The 16,281-nt window shown below is 27.4% G+C and carries 14 protein-coding genes and 2 pseudogenes; 3 read left to right on the forward strand and 13 right to left on the reverse strand.

The annotated features are described in order from the left end of the window. Window positions 1-151 precede the first annotated feature (151 nt). Window positions 152-559: a hypothetical protein gene (locus KQI16_RS07945; RefSeq protein ID WP_216433402.1), complete on the reverse strand. Its 408-nt coding sequence runs from the start codon at window positions 557-559 to the stop codon at window positions 152-154. Window positions 560-729: 170 nt separating this feature from the next. Here KQI16_RS07945 and KQI16_RS07950 point away from each other — a divergent pair, with 170 nt between their 5' ends. Continuing rightward, a complete protein-coding gene (locus KQI16_RS07950; RefSeq protein WP_216433404.1) occupies window positions 730-1,590 on the forward strand; it encodes a S66 family peptidase in 861 nt (286 codons plus the stop codon). A 75-nt stretch (window positions 1,591-1,665) separates the two neighbouring features. Further along, the gene (locus KQI16_RS07955) at window positions 1,666-2,103 is read left to right on the forward strand and encodes a GatB/YqeY domain-containing protein (protein ID WP_216433406.1); all 438 of its coding nucleotides are present in this window, start codon (window positions 1,666-1,668) and stop codon (window positions 2,101-2,103) included. A 67-nt stretch (window positions 2,104-2,170) separates the two neighbouring features. On the opposite strand, the gene KQI16_RS07960 is transcribed toward KQI16_RS07955, so the two are convergent. The 5 genes from KQI16_RS07960 to ybaK form a co-directional block, all read right to left on the reverse strand. Next, a complete protein-coding gene (locus KQI16_RS07960; RefSeq protein ID WP_216433408.1) occupies window positions 2,171-3,034 on the reverse strand; it encodes a DMT family transporter in 864 nt (287 codons plus the stop codon). Between the two features lie 105 nt (window positions 3,035-3,139). Beyond that, window positions 3,140-3,343, reverse strand: a complete 204-nt coding sequence (locus tag KQI16_RS07965; protein ID WP_216433410.1) for a DUF1450 domain-containing protein — start codon at window positions 3,341-3,343, stop codon at window positions 3,140-3,142. Window positions 3,344-3,523: 180 nt separating this feature from the next. Beyond that, the gene (locus tag KQI16_RS07970) at window positions 3,524-4,720 is read right to left on the reverse strand and encodes an acetate/propionate family kinase (protein WP_216433413.1); all 1,197 of its coding nucleotides are present in this window, start codon (window positions 4,718-4,720) and stop codon (window positions 3,524-3,526) included. Window positions 4,721-4,943: 223 nt separating this feature from the next. Then, complete coding sequence (locus tag KQI16_RS07975; protein ID WP_216433415.1) at window positions 4,944-5,885, reverse strand: DUF7916 family protein; 942 nt, start codon at window positions 5,883-5,885, stop codon at window positions 4,944-4,946. A 31-nt stretch (window positions 5,886-5,916) separates the two neighbouring features. Next, window positions 5,917-6,390, reverse strand: a complete 474-nt coding sequence (ybaK, locus tag KQI16_RS07980; protein WP_216433416.1) for a Cys-tRNA(Pro) deacylase — start codon at window positions 6,388-6,390, stop codon at window positions 5,917-5,919. 188 nt (window positions 6,391-6,578) lie between these two features. Between ybaK and KQI16_RS07985 the strand changes: the two genes are divergently transcribed. Further along, window positions 6,579-8,387, forward strand: coding sequence for an LTA synthase family protein (locus tag KQI16_RS07985; protein WP_216433418.1), 1,809 nt, complete (start codon window positions 6,579-6,581; stop codon window positions 8,385-8,387). Between the two features lie 161 nt (window positions 8,388-8,548). Here the strand turns inward: KQI16_RS07985 and KQI16_RS13235 are convergent, their stop codons facing one another. From KQI16_RS13235 to KQI16_RS08015, 7 genes and pseudogenes are all read right to left on the reverse strand, one after another. Continuing rightward, a complete protein-coding gene (locus tag KQI16_RS13235; RefSeq protein ID WP_330654177.1) occupies window positions 8,549-8,737 on the reverse strand; it encodes a hypothetical protein in 189 nt (62 codons plus the stop codon). After that, window positions 8,722-10,050 (reverse strand): annotated as a pseudogene (locus KQI16_RS07990) (carboxypeptidase M32). The gene KQI16_RS13235 and the pseudogene KQI16_RS07990 overlap by 16 nt, the downstream one beginning before the upstream one ends. Window positions 10,051-10,076: 26 nt before the next feature. Next, the gene (locus KQI16_RS07995) at window positions 10,077-10,991 is read right to left on the reverse strand and encodes a GNAT family N-acetyltransferase (RefSeq protein WP_216433420.1); all 915 of its coding nucleotides are present in this window, start codon (window positions 10,989-10,991) and stop codon (window positions 10,077-10,079) included. A gap of 118 nt (window positions 10,992-11,109) precedes the next feature. Beyond that, window positions 11,110-13,016: pseudogene (locus KQI16_RS08000) on the reverse strand (bifunctional 4-hydroxy-3-methylbut-2-enyl diphosphate reductase/30S ribosomal protein S1). Window positions 13,017-13,074: 58 nt separating this feature from the next. Further along, window positions 13,075-13,728, reverse strand: coding sequence for a (d)CMP kinase (gene cmk, locus KQI16_RS08005; RefSeq protein ID WP_216433422.1), 654 nt, complete (start codon window positions 13,726-13,728; stop codon window positions 13,075-13,077). Between the two features lie 85 nt (window positions 13,729-13,813). Beyond that, window positions 13,814-15,037 carry an NAD(P)/FAD-dependent oxidoreductase gene (locus KQI16_RS08010; RefSeq protein WP_216433424.1) on the reverse strand — a complete coding sequence of 408 codons (1,224 nt, stop codon included), beginning with the start codon at window positions 15,035-15,037 and terminating at the stop codon, window positions 13,814-13,816. Window positions 15,038-15,229: 192 nt separating this feature from the next. After that, a complete protein-coding gene (locus KQI16_RS08015) occupies window positions 15,230-16,126 on the reverse strand; it encodes a MurR/RpiR family transcriptional regulator (protein WP_216433426.1) in 897 nt (298 codons plus the stop codon). Window positions 16,127-16,281: the final 155 nt, after the last annotated feature.

Genomic DNA, 16,281 nt, shown 5'->3' on the forward strand with positions numbered 1-16,281 from the left:
CCTCCAATGATAGTTTTATTTAATTAGGGATAAGCTTTGCAAAGCCTTATACCCCGTATTCTATCAGGAGGTGCTTTTTTTATCCACTCTTAAATTATTTCATTACAGGAATGCTCCTTTTAAATATTAAAATTCTTCCATTAATTTTATTTTACAATTTTATTGCTTCTTCTGCAAGGGAAGATATATACATATAATCTCTGACATCAAAGTAAGCAAAAGTTATTTTAACCTTTAATTTATTGATATATTCCTTTAATTTTTTTGCTAATATCTCAGAATTCTTACTAATTTCACTATTTTCTCCATTAAAGTAATTTACAAGAGCTAAGTTTGATAAATAGACCTTAATATCTTCTGCATCATTTAACTTTAATATTTCTTCTATCCCATAAAACACAGCATATATTTGAGCTTCACAGCATGTTCCTGCACCTAAAGTTTTTGAAAAAGAGATCTCTTTTCCATCATCGTTAATTATTACTCCTCCTATGCCTATGCTCCCTATCAGCTTTCTTGTGTTTTTGCACTTCCCATTTACATAAAGTCTATATTTCATATATCCTCCACTTATAATCTTCTTCTTTCTTAAAAATATTCATATAAAAATAGAATTATTCTAAAAGGATATATTAAAATATAAATAAGAAGCATTTATTATATATAATTTCTTAAAGCATAAAATTATATACCCTATTGATAAATTTAACAAAAATTTTGGAGGTAAAAATGAAACAAATGTTAAGAAAAGGTGATAAGATAGGTTTAGTTTCCTGCTCTAATGGATATGATTTAAATAAAAAAGATGATATTTTAAATTTAATAAATTTACTAACTTCTATGAATTTAAAGGTTGTTATTTCAAGTTCATTATTTAAAGACAATAATAATAATACTTATGATCCAATTAATAGGGCTAGGGATCTTATGAAAATGTATGAAGATAAAGAAATTAAGGCTGTTTTTGATGTTTCAGGGGGCGATTTGGCAAACGAAATATTAGATTATTTTGATTTTGATTTAATTATTAGAAATAATAAGCCCTTATTTGGATATAGTGATCTAACTGTTTTGCTGAATTCTATTTATAAAAAATCTAATATAGAAACATATAATTATCAAATAAGAAATTTAATAAGAGACAACACTAATATTCAAATAACAGACTTTAATAATACCTTTCTAGAAGGTAAAAATGATTTATTTGATTTTAAATACTATTGGGTAAGGGGAAAGGAAATGTCTGGAATCGTTATAGGAGGTAATATACGCTGCTTATTAAAATTAGCTGGTACAGAATATATGCCTGATTTTGAAAATAAACTGCTATTTCTTGAAGCCTTAAGTGGAGATATAAATAAAATATCTACTTATCTTACCCAATTAAAACAGCTAGGTGCCTTTAATAAAATCAAAGGCTTAATTCTTGGAGAATTTACTGAATACGAAAGAAATGAAAAAAATATTAAAATAGAAGATCTTATAATAAAGAAAATTAATTTAGATATTCCAATAATAAAAACATCAGAATTAGGTCATAGTCCTAATTCCAAGGCAATAGCTATTGGCAGGTTTATGAAGTTTAGCTAAATTAGGCTGTCTTGCAAAGAAAATCCTAAAAGTATATAATTTTTCTAGTAACTAAATATATAAAGAGGTGAAATAATGTTAAAAGAAGAATTAAAGAAAAACGAAATTGCAGCTATGAAAGCTCGTGATAAGCAAACAGTAAATGTATTAAGACTTGTAAACTCAGAAATTAAAGCCTATGAAGTAAATGAAAGACAAGAGGCTAGCGATGATGTTGTAATTAAAATTATTGAAAAACAAATAAAACAATTAAAGGAAACTCTTGAATATTCTAAGCAATTAAATGATGAAGAAAAAGTTGCTGAAGGAACTTTTGCAATTAACTTATTAACCCCATATTTACCAGCTCAATTAAGTGAAGAAGAAGTTGAAAAAATGATAAGAGACATAATTTCTGCTAATAATTACACTAAAGCAGATATGGGCAAGATTATGAAAGAAATTATGCCAAAAATTGCTGGTAGATTTGATAGATCAAAGATTAATCCAATGGTTAAAAATATACTTGGTTAGTAAAAAAAGAAGATTGTTATCAATCTTCTTTTTTTATATAAATTTATATAAAAGAAAATGCTTCTTATTAACTTAATAATTTTTTATTATATCTAAAAATATAATAAGAAGCAGAAAAAATAATTATATATCCTATAAAACTGTATAGATCAGGTAAAGTATTAAAAATAACAAAACTTATTATTGCTGAAAATATTATATTGCTATAATCAAATATTGATATTTCCTTTGCTGGTGCATATTTATAGGCTAAAGTTATTCCGAATTGGCCAATACTTGCAAAAAATCCAGCTAATAATAAATAAACTAATTGTAAAATGGTCATTGGCTTATATACTGATGCCATAAAAGGGAAAATAACAATTATAGAGAATAAGGAAAAATAAAATACTACTGTATAGGTATTTTCCTTTCCTCCTAAAACTCTTAAACAGGTATAAGCTCCTGCAGCAAAAACTGCCCCTAAAATTCCTATAATAAAAGGCATTATTTCAATATTAAAAGTAGGTTTAATAATAAATAAAGTTCCTATAAAAGCTATTAAAACTGCAGATATTTGCCTTATATTTATCTTTTCCTTTAAAAATAAAGCTGAAAAGATGATTACAAAGAAAGGACTTAATTTATTTAACATATTAGCATCAGATAATACTAACCTATCAATTGCATAATAATTAAAAATTACGCCTACAGTTCCTAAGGCTGACCTTAATAATAAAATCTTTTGACTGCTTTTTTTACCAAAAAAACTATGTTTGTTTTTAAAAATAAAAATTAATGCAACTATACATGAAACAAGATTTCTAAAAAAAGTCTTTTGGAAAGAAGGCAGATCTCCTGCTAATTTTACAAAGGCAGACATCATTGCAAAGCCAAAGGCAGAGATTATTATAAATATTATTCCTTTATAACGATTATCTAACTTCTCCATTGTAATCCTCCTTTATTATTACTAATATAGTGCTTTATAGCAAAATAAAATTAATAGAATATAAATTACTTATCCTATTAATTTTACTTTATTATTTTTCTTATTCTATTGTTCTAAATTTTCTTCTATTTTTTTTATAAAGTTTTCTTCAGTATCTTCTTCAATAAACTTTCCATCTAGGTAACCAATTACTGAGCCTTCTATTCCTCCGCATTCTCCTAAACAGCAAGTATCAATATTTTCCTTGCCAAATTTTTCTTCTAATACTTCTATATCTATTCCTGAACAGGAAGGACAAACTAAAATCATAATTACTCTCCTTATTTTTTAATATTTTTGATAATAATATTCTACTAATAATAATTATTATTTTCAAGGGTAATTATATTTTAATTCCTATAAATTTTTCCTTTCTTCTAAATATATAACATCATTACTAATCTTTACAAAAATAGACTGCTAATAATATCAGCAGTCTATTTTTTTATATTATTTATTTAGAAGCTTAACTGTATCTCTTGCAATAACTAATTCTTCATTTGTTGGTATTTCATATACCTTAACTTTTGAGTCTTTAGTAGATATTTCTTGAACTTCCCCTCTAACTTCATTCTTCTCATCATCTATATTAAAACCTAAGAACTCTAAACCTTTTAATACTTCTTTTCTAGCAAAGGATGAATTTTCACCAATACCAGCTGTAAATACTATAACGTCAACTCCACCCATTATTCCTGCATATGAAGCAATTTGTGCACGAATTTTATAATTAAAGATATCTAAAGCTAATTTTGCTCTTTCATTTCCTTGTTCTGATGCCATTTGAACATCTCTAAAGTCTGAAGAAACTCCTGAAATTCCAAGAAGACCAGACTTTTTATTAAGCATTTCATTAACTTCTTCTAATTTATATCCTTGTTGTTCAACTAGGAAAGCTATTACTGATGGGTCAATGTTTCCTGATCTTGTTCCCATCATAACTCCAGCTAAAGGAGTGAAGCCCATAGAAGTATCAATTGACTTACCACCCTTAACAGCTGCTAAGGAACATCCATTACCTAAGTGACAGGTAATTATTTTTAAATCCTTAATATCTCTATTCATTACTTCAGCAACCTTTTGTGAAACATATTTATGAGATGTTCCATGGAAACCATACTTTCTTATTCCATATTTTTCATAAAGTTCATATGGAAGTGGGCAAATATATGCTACCTTAGGCATAGTTTGATGGAATGCAGTATCAAAAACAGCAGCCATTGGAGTATTTGGCATAAGCTCTTTACAAGCTTCTATTCCTATTATGTTAGGCGGATTATGTAAAGGTGCTAGCGGAATGCAATCCTTAATTGATTCTATTACTTCATCATCAATTAATACAGAATCAGAATATTTTTCTCCTCCATGAACAACTCTATGACCTACAGCTGTTATTTCATCCATTGATTCGATAACTGCATGATCTTTGTTTAATAAGGCTTCTAATACTAATTTTATTGCTTCCTTATGATTTTTCATATCTTGTTTAATTATGTATTTATCTTTACCTTCCACCTTTTGAGTAAGTATTGATCCACCAATACCTATTCTTTCAACTAAACCACTTACTAAAGATTTTTCTGTCTCCATGTCTATAAGTTGATATTTTAGTGATGAACTACCACAGTTAATAACTAATACTTTCATTGTAACTCTCCCTGTCTAAATTTTATCTTTTTAATTATATAATACACCAATAAAAATTTTTTTCAAATTTCATCCTGTGCTGAATTCTATACTGATTCCAGATAAAAATAGATTATTCTGCTTCTATTGCTTTTTTCTAATAAATATAATGTTTATATTATTTGTATATTATAAATATCATTTTTTCAATATTATTATGCTTATTATAAGCATAGTTAATTCATTATCTTAATATAGATTGAGACATTCTTCTATAAGTATGTCTTATTCCCCTTATTGCTGTTGATAAGGCCATAATATTTTCAGGTAAGGCCATGCCAAAGGTTCCACAGTCTCCAATATGCTGAATATCTGCCCCAGCCATCTTGGAATTTAAAGCAATAGCTTCAATAATGTTCTTACTTGAGCCTTCCTGAGATGTACCTATTGTAGTCATTGCTAGGGCATTATTTTCATGAATTAATTTTATCATGCTTTTCGCTAATTCTAAATCAAATCCTGCTACAGTACCAGGTGCAGGAATTAAAATTACATCTGCTCCAGCATCAATAAATCTTTTAATTACATTTTCATCGTATATATTTCCACTGCCAGCTCCATGCATTTTACCTGCAATTATTAAGATATCCTCATCTAAAATATTTTTTGCCAGCTTTATTCCTTCCTCTATAGTAGTTTCATTTACACCTGTATTTGGATTTCCTGTTATAACTATATAATTAAAACCATACTCCTTTACCTTTAAAAGATTATTTTTATTTAATGTATATCCTCTGTTATAGCTGCTTCCTTCTGGAACAGGCTCTAAATTTACTCCAATAATCCTTCCAACAAGTTTCCTTATATTTCTTATATAATCTTTGTTATTTAAATTTTCTTTTACTGCTTTTTCTATTTTTCCTTCATCAAAACCTGATAATAAATCTATAACGCCATCAATTCCGCTAATAAAAGGCTTTTCAAAATTAAAAGTATTTAAAGTTATCATATCTGCACCAAAAGCAGCTGAGAGCTCTAAATTAGATACTTCCCTTATAAAAGGTGAACAGCTTACAATATTTTCTGAAACTACTGTTCTTCCCTCTGAATTCTTTATAATTTCTTTTAAACTCTTCTTATTTAGTCCTTCAATATCACTAGTAGTTAATTCAAATATTCTTTTCATAAATCTCCTCCCATAAATAAACTTTATTATATTAATTAGCTGATAAATCAGCTAATTCAAATCTTATAACCTTACTTAATTCTTCTAAGCTTAATTCTACTTGATAACCAATTTTTCCGGCACTAAAAATAATTGTATCAAAATCCTTTGCACATATATCGATTGTAGTAGGAAAATACTTCTTCATGCCTATTGGGGAACATCCTCCATGAATATAACCAGTCAAAGGCAGCAATTCCTTTGATTTTATCATTTCTATAGATTTCTCACCAACACTTTTTGCTGCTTTTTTTAAATCTAATTCCTTTTCGACAGGTATAACAAAAACATAATTTTTCTTAGACTTTCCTACTGTTACAAGAGTCTTAAAAACCCTCCTTGGATCCTGATCTAGAACTTTTGCAACATCATGTCCGCTTATAGCATCTGTATTAACATAAGAATAGCTTTTATAATTAATTTTCTTTTTATCTAATATTCTCATTACATTTGTCTTTTCATCCATTATTATCCCTCCGAGTAATTTAATTATATCACTTTTTAAATTTACAGTACTAAATAAAAATGAAATTTACAAAAATAAATGGACTGCCAGAGGCAGTCCAATAAAATATATTTAATTTTACTTATCCTCTTTTTATTATATAATATAATAGCTACATAACTTCTACTATATAAAAACTGGAGGATAAAATGAAAAAATTTATAAAGAAAATACTTTTAGATAATTGGCTTTTAGTTACAAGCTTTTTAATTCTACAAATAAAATCAATGCTTTTATTATCTATGTTAAGAACGCCTAGCTCAAAAAGTATAAATTTCTTTTCAATATACTTTTCTGATCCTGCCTTATGGGCCCATTTTCTAATTATTTTATTAATTTTAAGCATTACTTGTCTTTTTAAATTTAGAAGATCTTTAAAAGTAAGTTTAGGAATTGATTTATTTATAAGCATATTATTCACTTTTGATATTTGGTATTACAGGGCAAATGGTTCTTTTATATCCTTAAGACATTTTATTTATCCTGAAATATTTAATCCTTCAAATAGAAGCTTATTTAATTTTCACTTTGTTGATATATTGTTTTTTATAGATTTTATTGCTTTCTTTCTTTTGAATAAGTTTACTAGAATTTTTAAATTTGAAGATTTATCCCAATTTAAAATAAGATTAATTAAATCAGCTTCCTTATTTTTTATAAGCACCTTATCTCTTTATTTTAGTCATTTATTTATAGATATTAATAATAACCTAGAGGGTATAAGATTATTCAGCTTATCCTGGGCACCTTATCAAAGCTATAGTGATATGAGTCCCCTTGGCTACCATGGATATGATATTTTTTACACTCTATCTAAAAACTATAATTTGAAAAATGAAGATATAATTGAGATAGAGAATTGGTTTGAAAATAATAAAGAAGATTTAGAAGATAATAAATACTTTTCTTTGCTGAAAGGTAAAAATTTAATTGCCCTTCAGGTTGAATCATTAGAAAACTTTGTTATAGGTCAAAAAGTTTATGGTCAGGAAATAACTCCAACCCTGAATAAACTTCTTAAAAACAGTTTATACTTTAACAATATCTATGAGCAAAATGGTTCAGGAACAAGTTCTGATGCAGACTTTTTAGTGAATGCTTCTATCTTTCCTATAAGAGAAGGTACAGCCTTTCAGGGTTATCCTTGGACAACATATAAGAGCCTCCAAAAACTTCTTGAAAATAAAGGTTATAAAACTATTTCAACCCATGCAGAAATAGGTGGAAATTGGAATTGGGCTGAAAATCATAAATCCTTTGGTGCTGATAAAATTTTAGATATTAATGAGTATAATATGGATGAAGTAATAGGCCTTGGTTTATCTGATGAATCCTTTTTAAAGCAAGTAGCTAACAAAATTATATATGAGCCAAGACCCTTTTATACTTTTGTAACTACATTAACAAGCCATGGCCCTTTTGAAATTCCGGAAAGTAAAAAATATCTACAGCTGCCAGAGGAATTAGATAAAAACATTCTCGGTGCTTATTTTCAAAGTATAAGATATACAGATGAAGCTATAAAATTGTTTCTAGAAGAATTAGAAAAAAATAATCTTTTAGAAAATACTGTAGTTATGATCTATGGAGATCATACAGGTGTACATAAATTCTATGAAGATGAGATGCAGGATGCTCCTCTAGAAGGAGATTGGTGGAAGGAAAATGATATGAAAATTCCTCTAATTATTTATAATCAAGAAATTAAGGCTGAAACAATATCAACAGCAGGTGGACAAGTAGATTTTCTTCCAACTATATCTTATTTACTTGGAATAGAAAGAAAAAGTTTTGAAAATAGTTCAATGGGACGAGTTCTAGTTAATACAAATAGAAATTACACAATTCTAAATAGTGGAGAAATTATTGGAACTCCATCAAATAAGGAAGAATTAAAGAACTTAGAAAATAGCTTTAAAATTGCAGATTATATAATTAAGGGAAACTATTTTAAATAATATAAATAAAGAGTGAAGGATTCTTTTTAATAAATGATGTCCTTCACTCTTTATTTTTTTCCCTATACTAATAATAATTTAAAACAATTTTCTTCTTTAATTTATACTTTGCAAAATATCTTCGCTAGGCTCTTTATCAATTTCTAGAAGCTGATTATCAATTATTTTATATTATAAATTTTATAATATTTATTTTTTAAATAGTCTATAAAGTATTTTGGATTTAATTCTTCACCAGTTATATTTTTTATCAATTCATTTGGTGTATAAAGGGCTCCATGTCTATGAACTTTTTCCTTTAACCATTCATTAATTTCGATAAACTTTCCTTCTTTTAAGTCCTCAAAAATATTTCCTTTTCCTTAATTAAGCTATTTAAAAGCTGAGCACCATATAAATTTCCTAGTGCATAGCTTGGGAAATATCCAAAGGATCCGTCAGACCAATGCATATCTTGTAAAATACCTTCTGCATCATTTTTAGGCTCAACACCAAGGTATTCTTTATATTTCTTATTCCATAATTCCTTTAAATCATCTACATTAATTTTTCCATTTATTAATTCCTTTTCTATTTCATATCTTATAATTATATGAAGTCCATAAGTTAATTCATCTGATTCAGTTCTTATTAAAGATGGTTCTACATAATTCATTGCCTCATAAAACTCATCTAAAGAAACCTTATTAAAATCTTCAAAATACTCTTTTGCTAAAGGCAGTAAATATGAACAGAACTCCTTACTTCTTCCCAAAATATTTTCATAAAATCTTGATTGACATTCATGAATAGCCATAGATGCGCCAACTTGAAGACCTGTACCTTCTAAGTCATCACTAATATTTTGTTCATAAATACCATGTCCACCCTCATGAATGGTACTAAATAAGGCTGATGTAAATTCATCTTCATGATAGTTAGTAGTTAATCTAACATCCTTATTCCCAAAGTTTGTTGTAAAAGGATGAACACTAACATCTAATCTTCCTGCCTTAAGGTCAAAGCCCGTTTTTTCTAAAACCTGTAGTGAAAGCTCCTTTTGTTTTTCTGCATCAAAATGACCATATAAAAAGTCTCTATTAATGCTTTTATTACTTCTTTTTATATTATTTAAAATTTCAATTATGCCAGCTTTTAATTCATCAAATATTTTATCTAACTTTTCTGTTGTTAATCCTAATTCATACTTATCTAATAGGGTGTCATATTTGTCATTTTTATATCCCCAATATTCAATAAATTCCTGAGTATATTTAACAACCTGTTCTAAATAAGGCTTAAATATTTCAAAATCCTTAGCTTCTTTTGCCTTTTCTCAGGCTATTTCTGAATTACTGCATATTCCAACGAATTCAACATACTTTTCCTGAGGAATTTTTTTAGTTTCATTATATTTTCTTTCAAGTTCTTCTAACATTCTATATTGAAGTTTATTCATTTTATCTTTGTATTGAGATAAATCTTCTATAAAATTCTTTACTGTATCACTTGTAAGCATTTTAAAGCTTTCTTCTGAAAGATATTGAAGAACTTTCCCCCTGCTTTCTCCTGCCTTCTCCGGCATATTAGTTCTCATATCCCAATAAATTAATGCTATAGCTTGATTTAATTTTTCATATCTTTTTAAATATTCCTTTAGTTTATTTATTTTCTTATCCAGCATCCTATTTTCCTCCTAACTCCAAACTGTTACATTTCTCTCTGCCAAAGGGTTATATTATCTACAAATTTAAAGCCTATCCATTTATATAAATTTATAGCTTTTATATTTTCATAATCTACTCTTATAAATAATTCCTTTATTCCATATTTTTTAGCTTTTAGGATAATTTCATGTAATAATAACTTCCCAAGTCCTATACCTCTTAACTCCTCTATAATTCCAAAATTTACTATAGTGTACATATTTCTATTATCTATTATTTGCCCATATCCTATGGGTTCATCACCTAACATTCCAAAAAAACATAACTCTCCAAGATAATAGTCTTGACTCATGTCCATGTATATATCTTCAATAGTTAAAGGCTTTCTATTTAAATCTGCAAATATTTGATTTTGTATATCGCAACGAAGACCTTCATCCATGGCTTCTTTAAATTTTCTTATTCTGAATTTAGGATTATAATGATAAAGCTTATTTTTTATTAAATTATCCTTTAGCTTTGAATATATATTCTTAATTTCCTTATCCTTATTATAAAACTCTAGATCTAGACTCATCAAAATTGAATATCTGCTTTTATTAAAGCCTAATTTCATTAATTCAGTATTTCTCTTACTTTTATTAAAAACCTCATAATATAAAATACTATCATTAAAAAAATCTAAAACACTTTCATTTAATAAAGAAATAAACTCTGGCTCTATATACAAGGCCCAAACCCTTACATATTTATCTACTGGGGGTTCATACCATATATATCCTGCACATTTATTATTAATTTTAATTATTTTTATGAATTTCTTATAGAAATATTTCATTATAAAATTTTGCTTATCATAAAATTCAAAAAAATCCTTATCGTAATTAATTCTTTTTTGACTATTAGCATGAAGTTTTCTCAAGGTCTCTATATTATTTATTCCTATTTTCTCTAACATCTCAAAACCCCTCTAGTGTTGAAAAGAATACAATAGCCTTATTAATATTCTGTACCAAATACATTATATTATAAAAGAACACACATATAATAATATGCGTGTTCTAAAAACATTATTACTACTCAGCATCTTTAATGCTAAGGGCAATTTTCTTATTTTCTGCATCAACAGATAAAATTAAAGCCTTTACTTCTTCTCCTATGGTTAAAACATCTGCTGGTGTATTAATTCTATCATGTGATATTTTTGATATATGAACTAATCCATCAACTCCTGGCTCTAATTCAACAAAAGCTCCGAAATCTGTCATTCTAACTACTTTACCAAGAACAACTGATCCTTCTGGATACTTTTCTTCTACTCTGCTCCAAGGTTCTTCAGTTAATGCCTTAATGCTTAAAGACAATCTATTTGCTTCTCTATCAGCACTAATTACTTTAGCATCCACTATTTGCCCCTTTTTTAATACACTTTCAGCTGATTTTACATGGCTCCATGATATTTGAGATAAATGGATTAACCCATCAATTCCATTTACATCTGCAAAAGCACCAAAATCAGTAAATCTCTTGATTTCTGCCTTTACTATATCTCCTTCTTTTATAGAACTCCAAGCTTTATCTTCTATTTCCTTTTGTCTTTCTTCTAATATAACCCTTCTAGATGCAACAATTTTTGATGGATTTTCAAAAGAGAAATCTATTAATCTTACTTCTATTTCACTTCCGACTAAATCACTTCTGTCTTTAGAAAATCTTATATCAACTTGAGATAATGGTACAAAAACTCTTACTCCTTTATAATATCCTGTTAAACCCTTTTCTTTTGCTTCTTTGATTTTTAAGTTAAAGCTTTCTTTGCTATTATATAATTTTTCAAGCTCCTTTAAAGCTTCTTTCTTTTCGTATTCTAATCTTGAAAGTACAACATTTCCATCTTCATTTTTTAACTTAATAACCTTAGCTTCAATTTCATCTCCAACTTTTAAAGTTGAAAGATAATTTTTTAAGTTTTCTTCTACTGTTAATTCTTTAAAAGGTATTATTCCATCAACTTTATATCCAATTAGTGATACTATAACTTCGTCTCTATTTATTGACAAAATTTCCCCTTTAACTTCATCCCCAATTTTAAATTTCCTATCCATCTCTTCCATTAATTTTAATTGATCTTCCATTAATTATTTCCCTCCATAATATCAATAACTTCTTTTATAATCCAGTCAGGAGTTGATGCACCAGCAGTTATCCCAACTTTTTTATCTTTATTTGCTTCAATAAATTCTTTTGTAAGCTCCTTAGCATTTTCTATATGTATAGTATTGCTACAATTTTTCTTAGCTATTTCATATAGCTTGGTTGTGTTTGAACTATTTCTACCACCTATTACAATCATAGTATCAACATTTTTTGATAATTTATCAACGCTTTCCTGTCTTACTTCTGTAGCTTGGCAAATAGTGTTAAATGCTAGCACTTCCTTAGAATTTAAAGATAAATTTGTAACTGTATTCTTCCAGTTTTCTTGTTTTTCTGTTGTTTGGGAAACTACACAAATTTTATTAGGTAGCTTCTCATCAAAACTTCCATCCTTTGTTATAATAGCACTGTCATTACACCATCCATTAATTCCAATGACTTCAGGATGATTTTTATCTCCTAAAATAACTATATTATAACCCTTTTCAGAAAATTTATTTACTTTCCTTTGTATATTAGTAACATAAGGACATGTTGCATTAACAACAATTAAGCCCCTGCTTTCCAAGTCTTCAATAACTTTTTTAGTTACTCCATGGGATCTTATAACTATAACATCATCTTTTTCTAATTTATCTATTTCACTATAATCTATTGCAAATATATTATTGTCTTCAAGGTATTTAACAACATCATTATTATGTATTAAAGGTCCTAATGTATAAATCTTTTTATTGTATTGTTTTTGTACTTTAATAGCCTCTTTAACAGCTCTTTGAACTCCAAAACAAAAACCTGCATTTTCTGCTAAAATTACTTTACTCATAAAAACTTCTCCTATAATTTATATTTTAAATCTGCTATTTTATCCCCTTTATAAAAACTTATAGATTTTTTTCAATAATAGAAGAGATTTTTTCTGTTACTTCCTCAATTGATAAATTTGTTGAATCTATTTCTATTGCATCCTCTGCCTTTCTTAATGGGTCAACTTCTCTATGACTGTCATAATAATCTCTTTTTATTATATCTTCAAGAATTATATTATAATCTACCGCTAACCCTCTGTCCTTTAATTCCTTATATCTTCTTTCTGCTCTTGCTTCAGCTGTTGCTGTTAAGAAAAACTTAAACCTTGAATCCTTAAGAACTACTGTACCTATATCTCTTCCATCCATAATTACATTAAATTTCTTTGACATTTCTCTTTGAAGTTTAACAAGTTTTTCTCTAACTTCTTTTATAGCAGCATACTTAGACACAATTCCGCTTATTTCCGGCATCGTTATCTTATCTTGAATATTCTCCCCATTTAAAAATAAATCATCATCTCTAAACTCCATATTCATGGTATCAATTAATTTACATAATTCTTCTATGTTATTTTCATCTATATTATTTTCTTTAGCCACTAAAGCTACGGCTCTATACATAGAACCAGTGTTTATATACATTAAATTAAATCTCTTTGCTACTAATTTTGCAATAGTGCTTTTTCCTGCACCTGCTGGTCCGTCTATGGCAACTGATATTCTCAAAATTATATTCCACCTTTCAAAATAAAAAACCAAAAAACATTTTCTATTAAATTATATTATTTTTATATGCTTTTAACAAGTTATTTTAGATATTAGTTCCTGCCAAATAACCAGTTGAAAGGGCAATTTGTACATTATAACCGCCGGTAAAAGCATCTACGTCAATTACTTCACCAGCAAATGATAAGTTACATATTAATTTAGACTTCATAGTAGAAGGGTCAATTTCTAAAGTATTAACTCCTCCTGAAGTTACAATTGCTTCTTCAATAGGTCTTAAACCTTTAACTAAAAATTTTATATTTTTTAATAGCTTAACTAAATTTTTACGCTCCACTCTTGTTATCTCATTGACTTTTTTATCTTCTTTTATATTTGATAATAAAATTATAAAGTTTATTATTTTTTTAGGTAATAAATCATCTAGTGAATTTTTAAAATCTTTATTTATATATTTTTTAAAGTCTTTTTGTATTCTCTTATCAAGTTCCTCTTCTGTTAATGCAGGTTTTAAATCTAATGTTATGTAATAACTATTTTCTTCATCAATATACCTTGATGCCTTTAAAGCTAAAGGACCTGATATTCCATATTTAGTAAATACTATTTCTCCAAGCTCTTTAAATAAAACTTTCTTGCTATTTTCTTTAAAGACACTTATCTCTATATTTTTTAAATTTAAACCTACTAGTTCTTTTTCTAAAGACTCTTTAAATTCTATAGGTACTAAGGATGGCTTTAAGTCTATAATACTATGCCCTAATTTTTTTGAAAATTTTATTCCATCTCCTGTGGAACCAGTCAAAGGATAGGAAACACCACCAGTACAAAATATAAAGTGATCTCCCTTTAAAATATATGAATCATTAATCTTAACAGCAGTTATTTTATTTCCTTCAAAAATAATATCTGTGACTTTACTATTTAATTTTATATCAACATTATATTTTTTAAGAGCATTCATAAGGCCCTTTATAATATCAGAAGATTTATCTGACTGAGGAAATACTCTTCCTCCTCTTTCTGTTTTTAATTTTATTCCTTGAGTTTCAAAAAATTCTATTGTATCTTCATTAGTAAAACTATACAATGCACTATAGAGAAAATGAGGATTTCCAATAATATAGTCAAAAAACTCAGAAATATCCTTTGAATTTGTTACATTACATCTCCCCTTTCCTGTGATAAATAGTTTTTTGCCTACCTTTTCATTTCTTTCTAATAAAATTACTTCATTATCATTTTTTGCAGCCGAAATTGCCGCCATCATACCTGCTGGTCCAGCACCAATAACTATTACTCTTTTCATTTCATCCTCCTGATTTAGCTATATATTTAATAATATAGCATTTAGCTTATTACATATCAAAAAAACAGAAAAAGTGCTAAGTATAAAGCTATACTCAACACTCCCAAATTTCAAACTACTAATCACCAACTCAACACTACTAACTCCACAAAATTAACTCCACACTACTAACTCCTAACTCCTAACTAATCTCTAATCGTCCGCAACATTTCTATTATTATATGAATATACATTATAATTTGTCCATATTTCTTCAAGATTATTAAATATATCTGTAATATTTTTCTTTTCCCTCATACCAACTGAAATTATTAATGCATTAATAACAGATAATGGTGCTACTAATGAATCAACAAAAGAAGCCATATTACTTTGTGCAATTAATGTATAGTCTGCTTTTGCAGCAAGAGGAGATAATAAACTATCAGTAATTGCTACTACAACAGCTCCTCTATCTTTTGTAAAGGATAGGGCATCTATTGTTCTTGAAGCATATCTAGGAAAACCAATTCCAATTACTAGATCCCCTTCACCAACATTTATCATCTGCTCAAATATATCAGAAATTCCATAACTGACAGTCTTAACATTTTGAAGAATGATATTTAAGTAAAATCCTAAAAATTCAGCTAAGGCTGTTGAACTTCTTAAGCCTAAAATATATATTCTTTTGGCTTCGAATATTTTATTTACAACATCTTCGAAAGTATTATAATTAATTTTTTCAAGAGTTGATCTTATATTTTCTATATCCGCTTTAAGTACTGCTCTTAAAGCATATCCTGCATCTGAATATTCTTCTGATAACTCCAATCTTTGTACTGTAGTAAGTTTATTCTTAATTAATTCTTGTAGGGCTTTTTGAAGTTTTGGATAACCTGAGAATCCTAATTCAGTTGCAAATCTAACTACGGTTGATTCTGAAACTCCTACAGCGGCACCAAGCTTTGCTGCAGTCATAAAGGCAGCTTTATCATAATGTTTTAAAATATATTCTGAAATCAATTTCTGACCTTTACTTAATCTTGGATATTTAGATTTTATTAAACGTAATAAATCCTTTGAATCATCTTTTAAAGTATTATCCATCTGCATCCCTTCTTTTCGTAAAATTTAACAATCTTTTAAATATATATTAACATCTTTTGAATAATTCATCAATTAAAATTTCATTTTGTGAATAATTTCTATAAATTCATATGCTAAAATATAAATTTATAAATTTTACTTTTTTTCTACAACAG

Source organism: Caproiciproducens sp. MSJ-32 (assembly GCF_018918055.1).
Lineage (GTDB): Bacteria > Bacillota > Clostridia > Clostridiales > Clostridiaceae > Clostridium.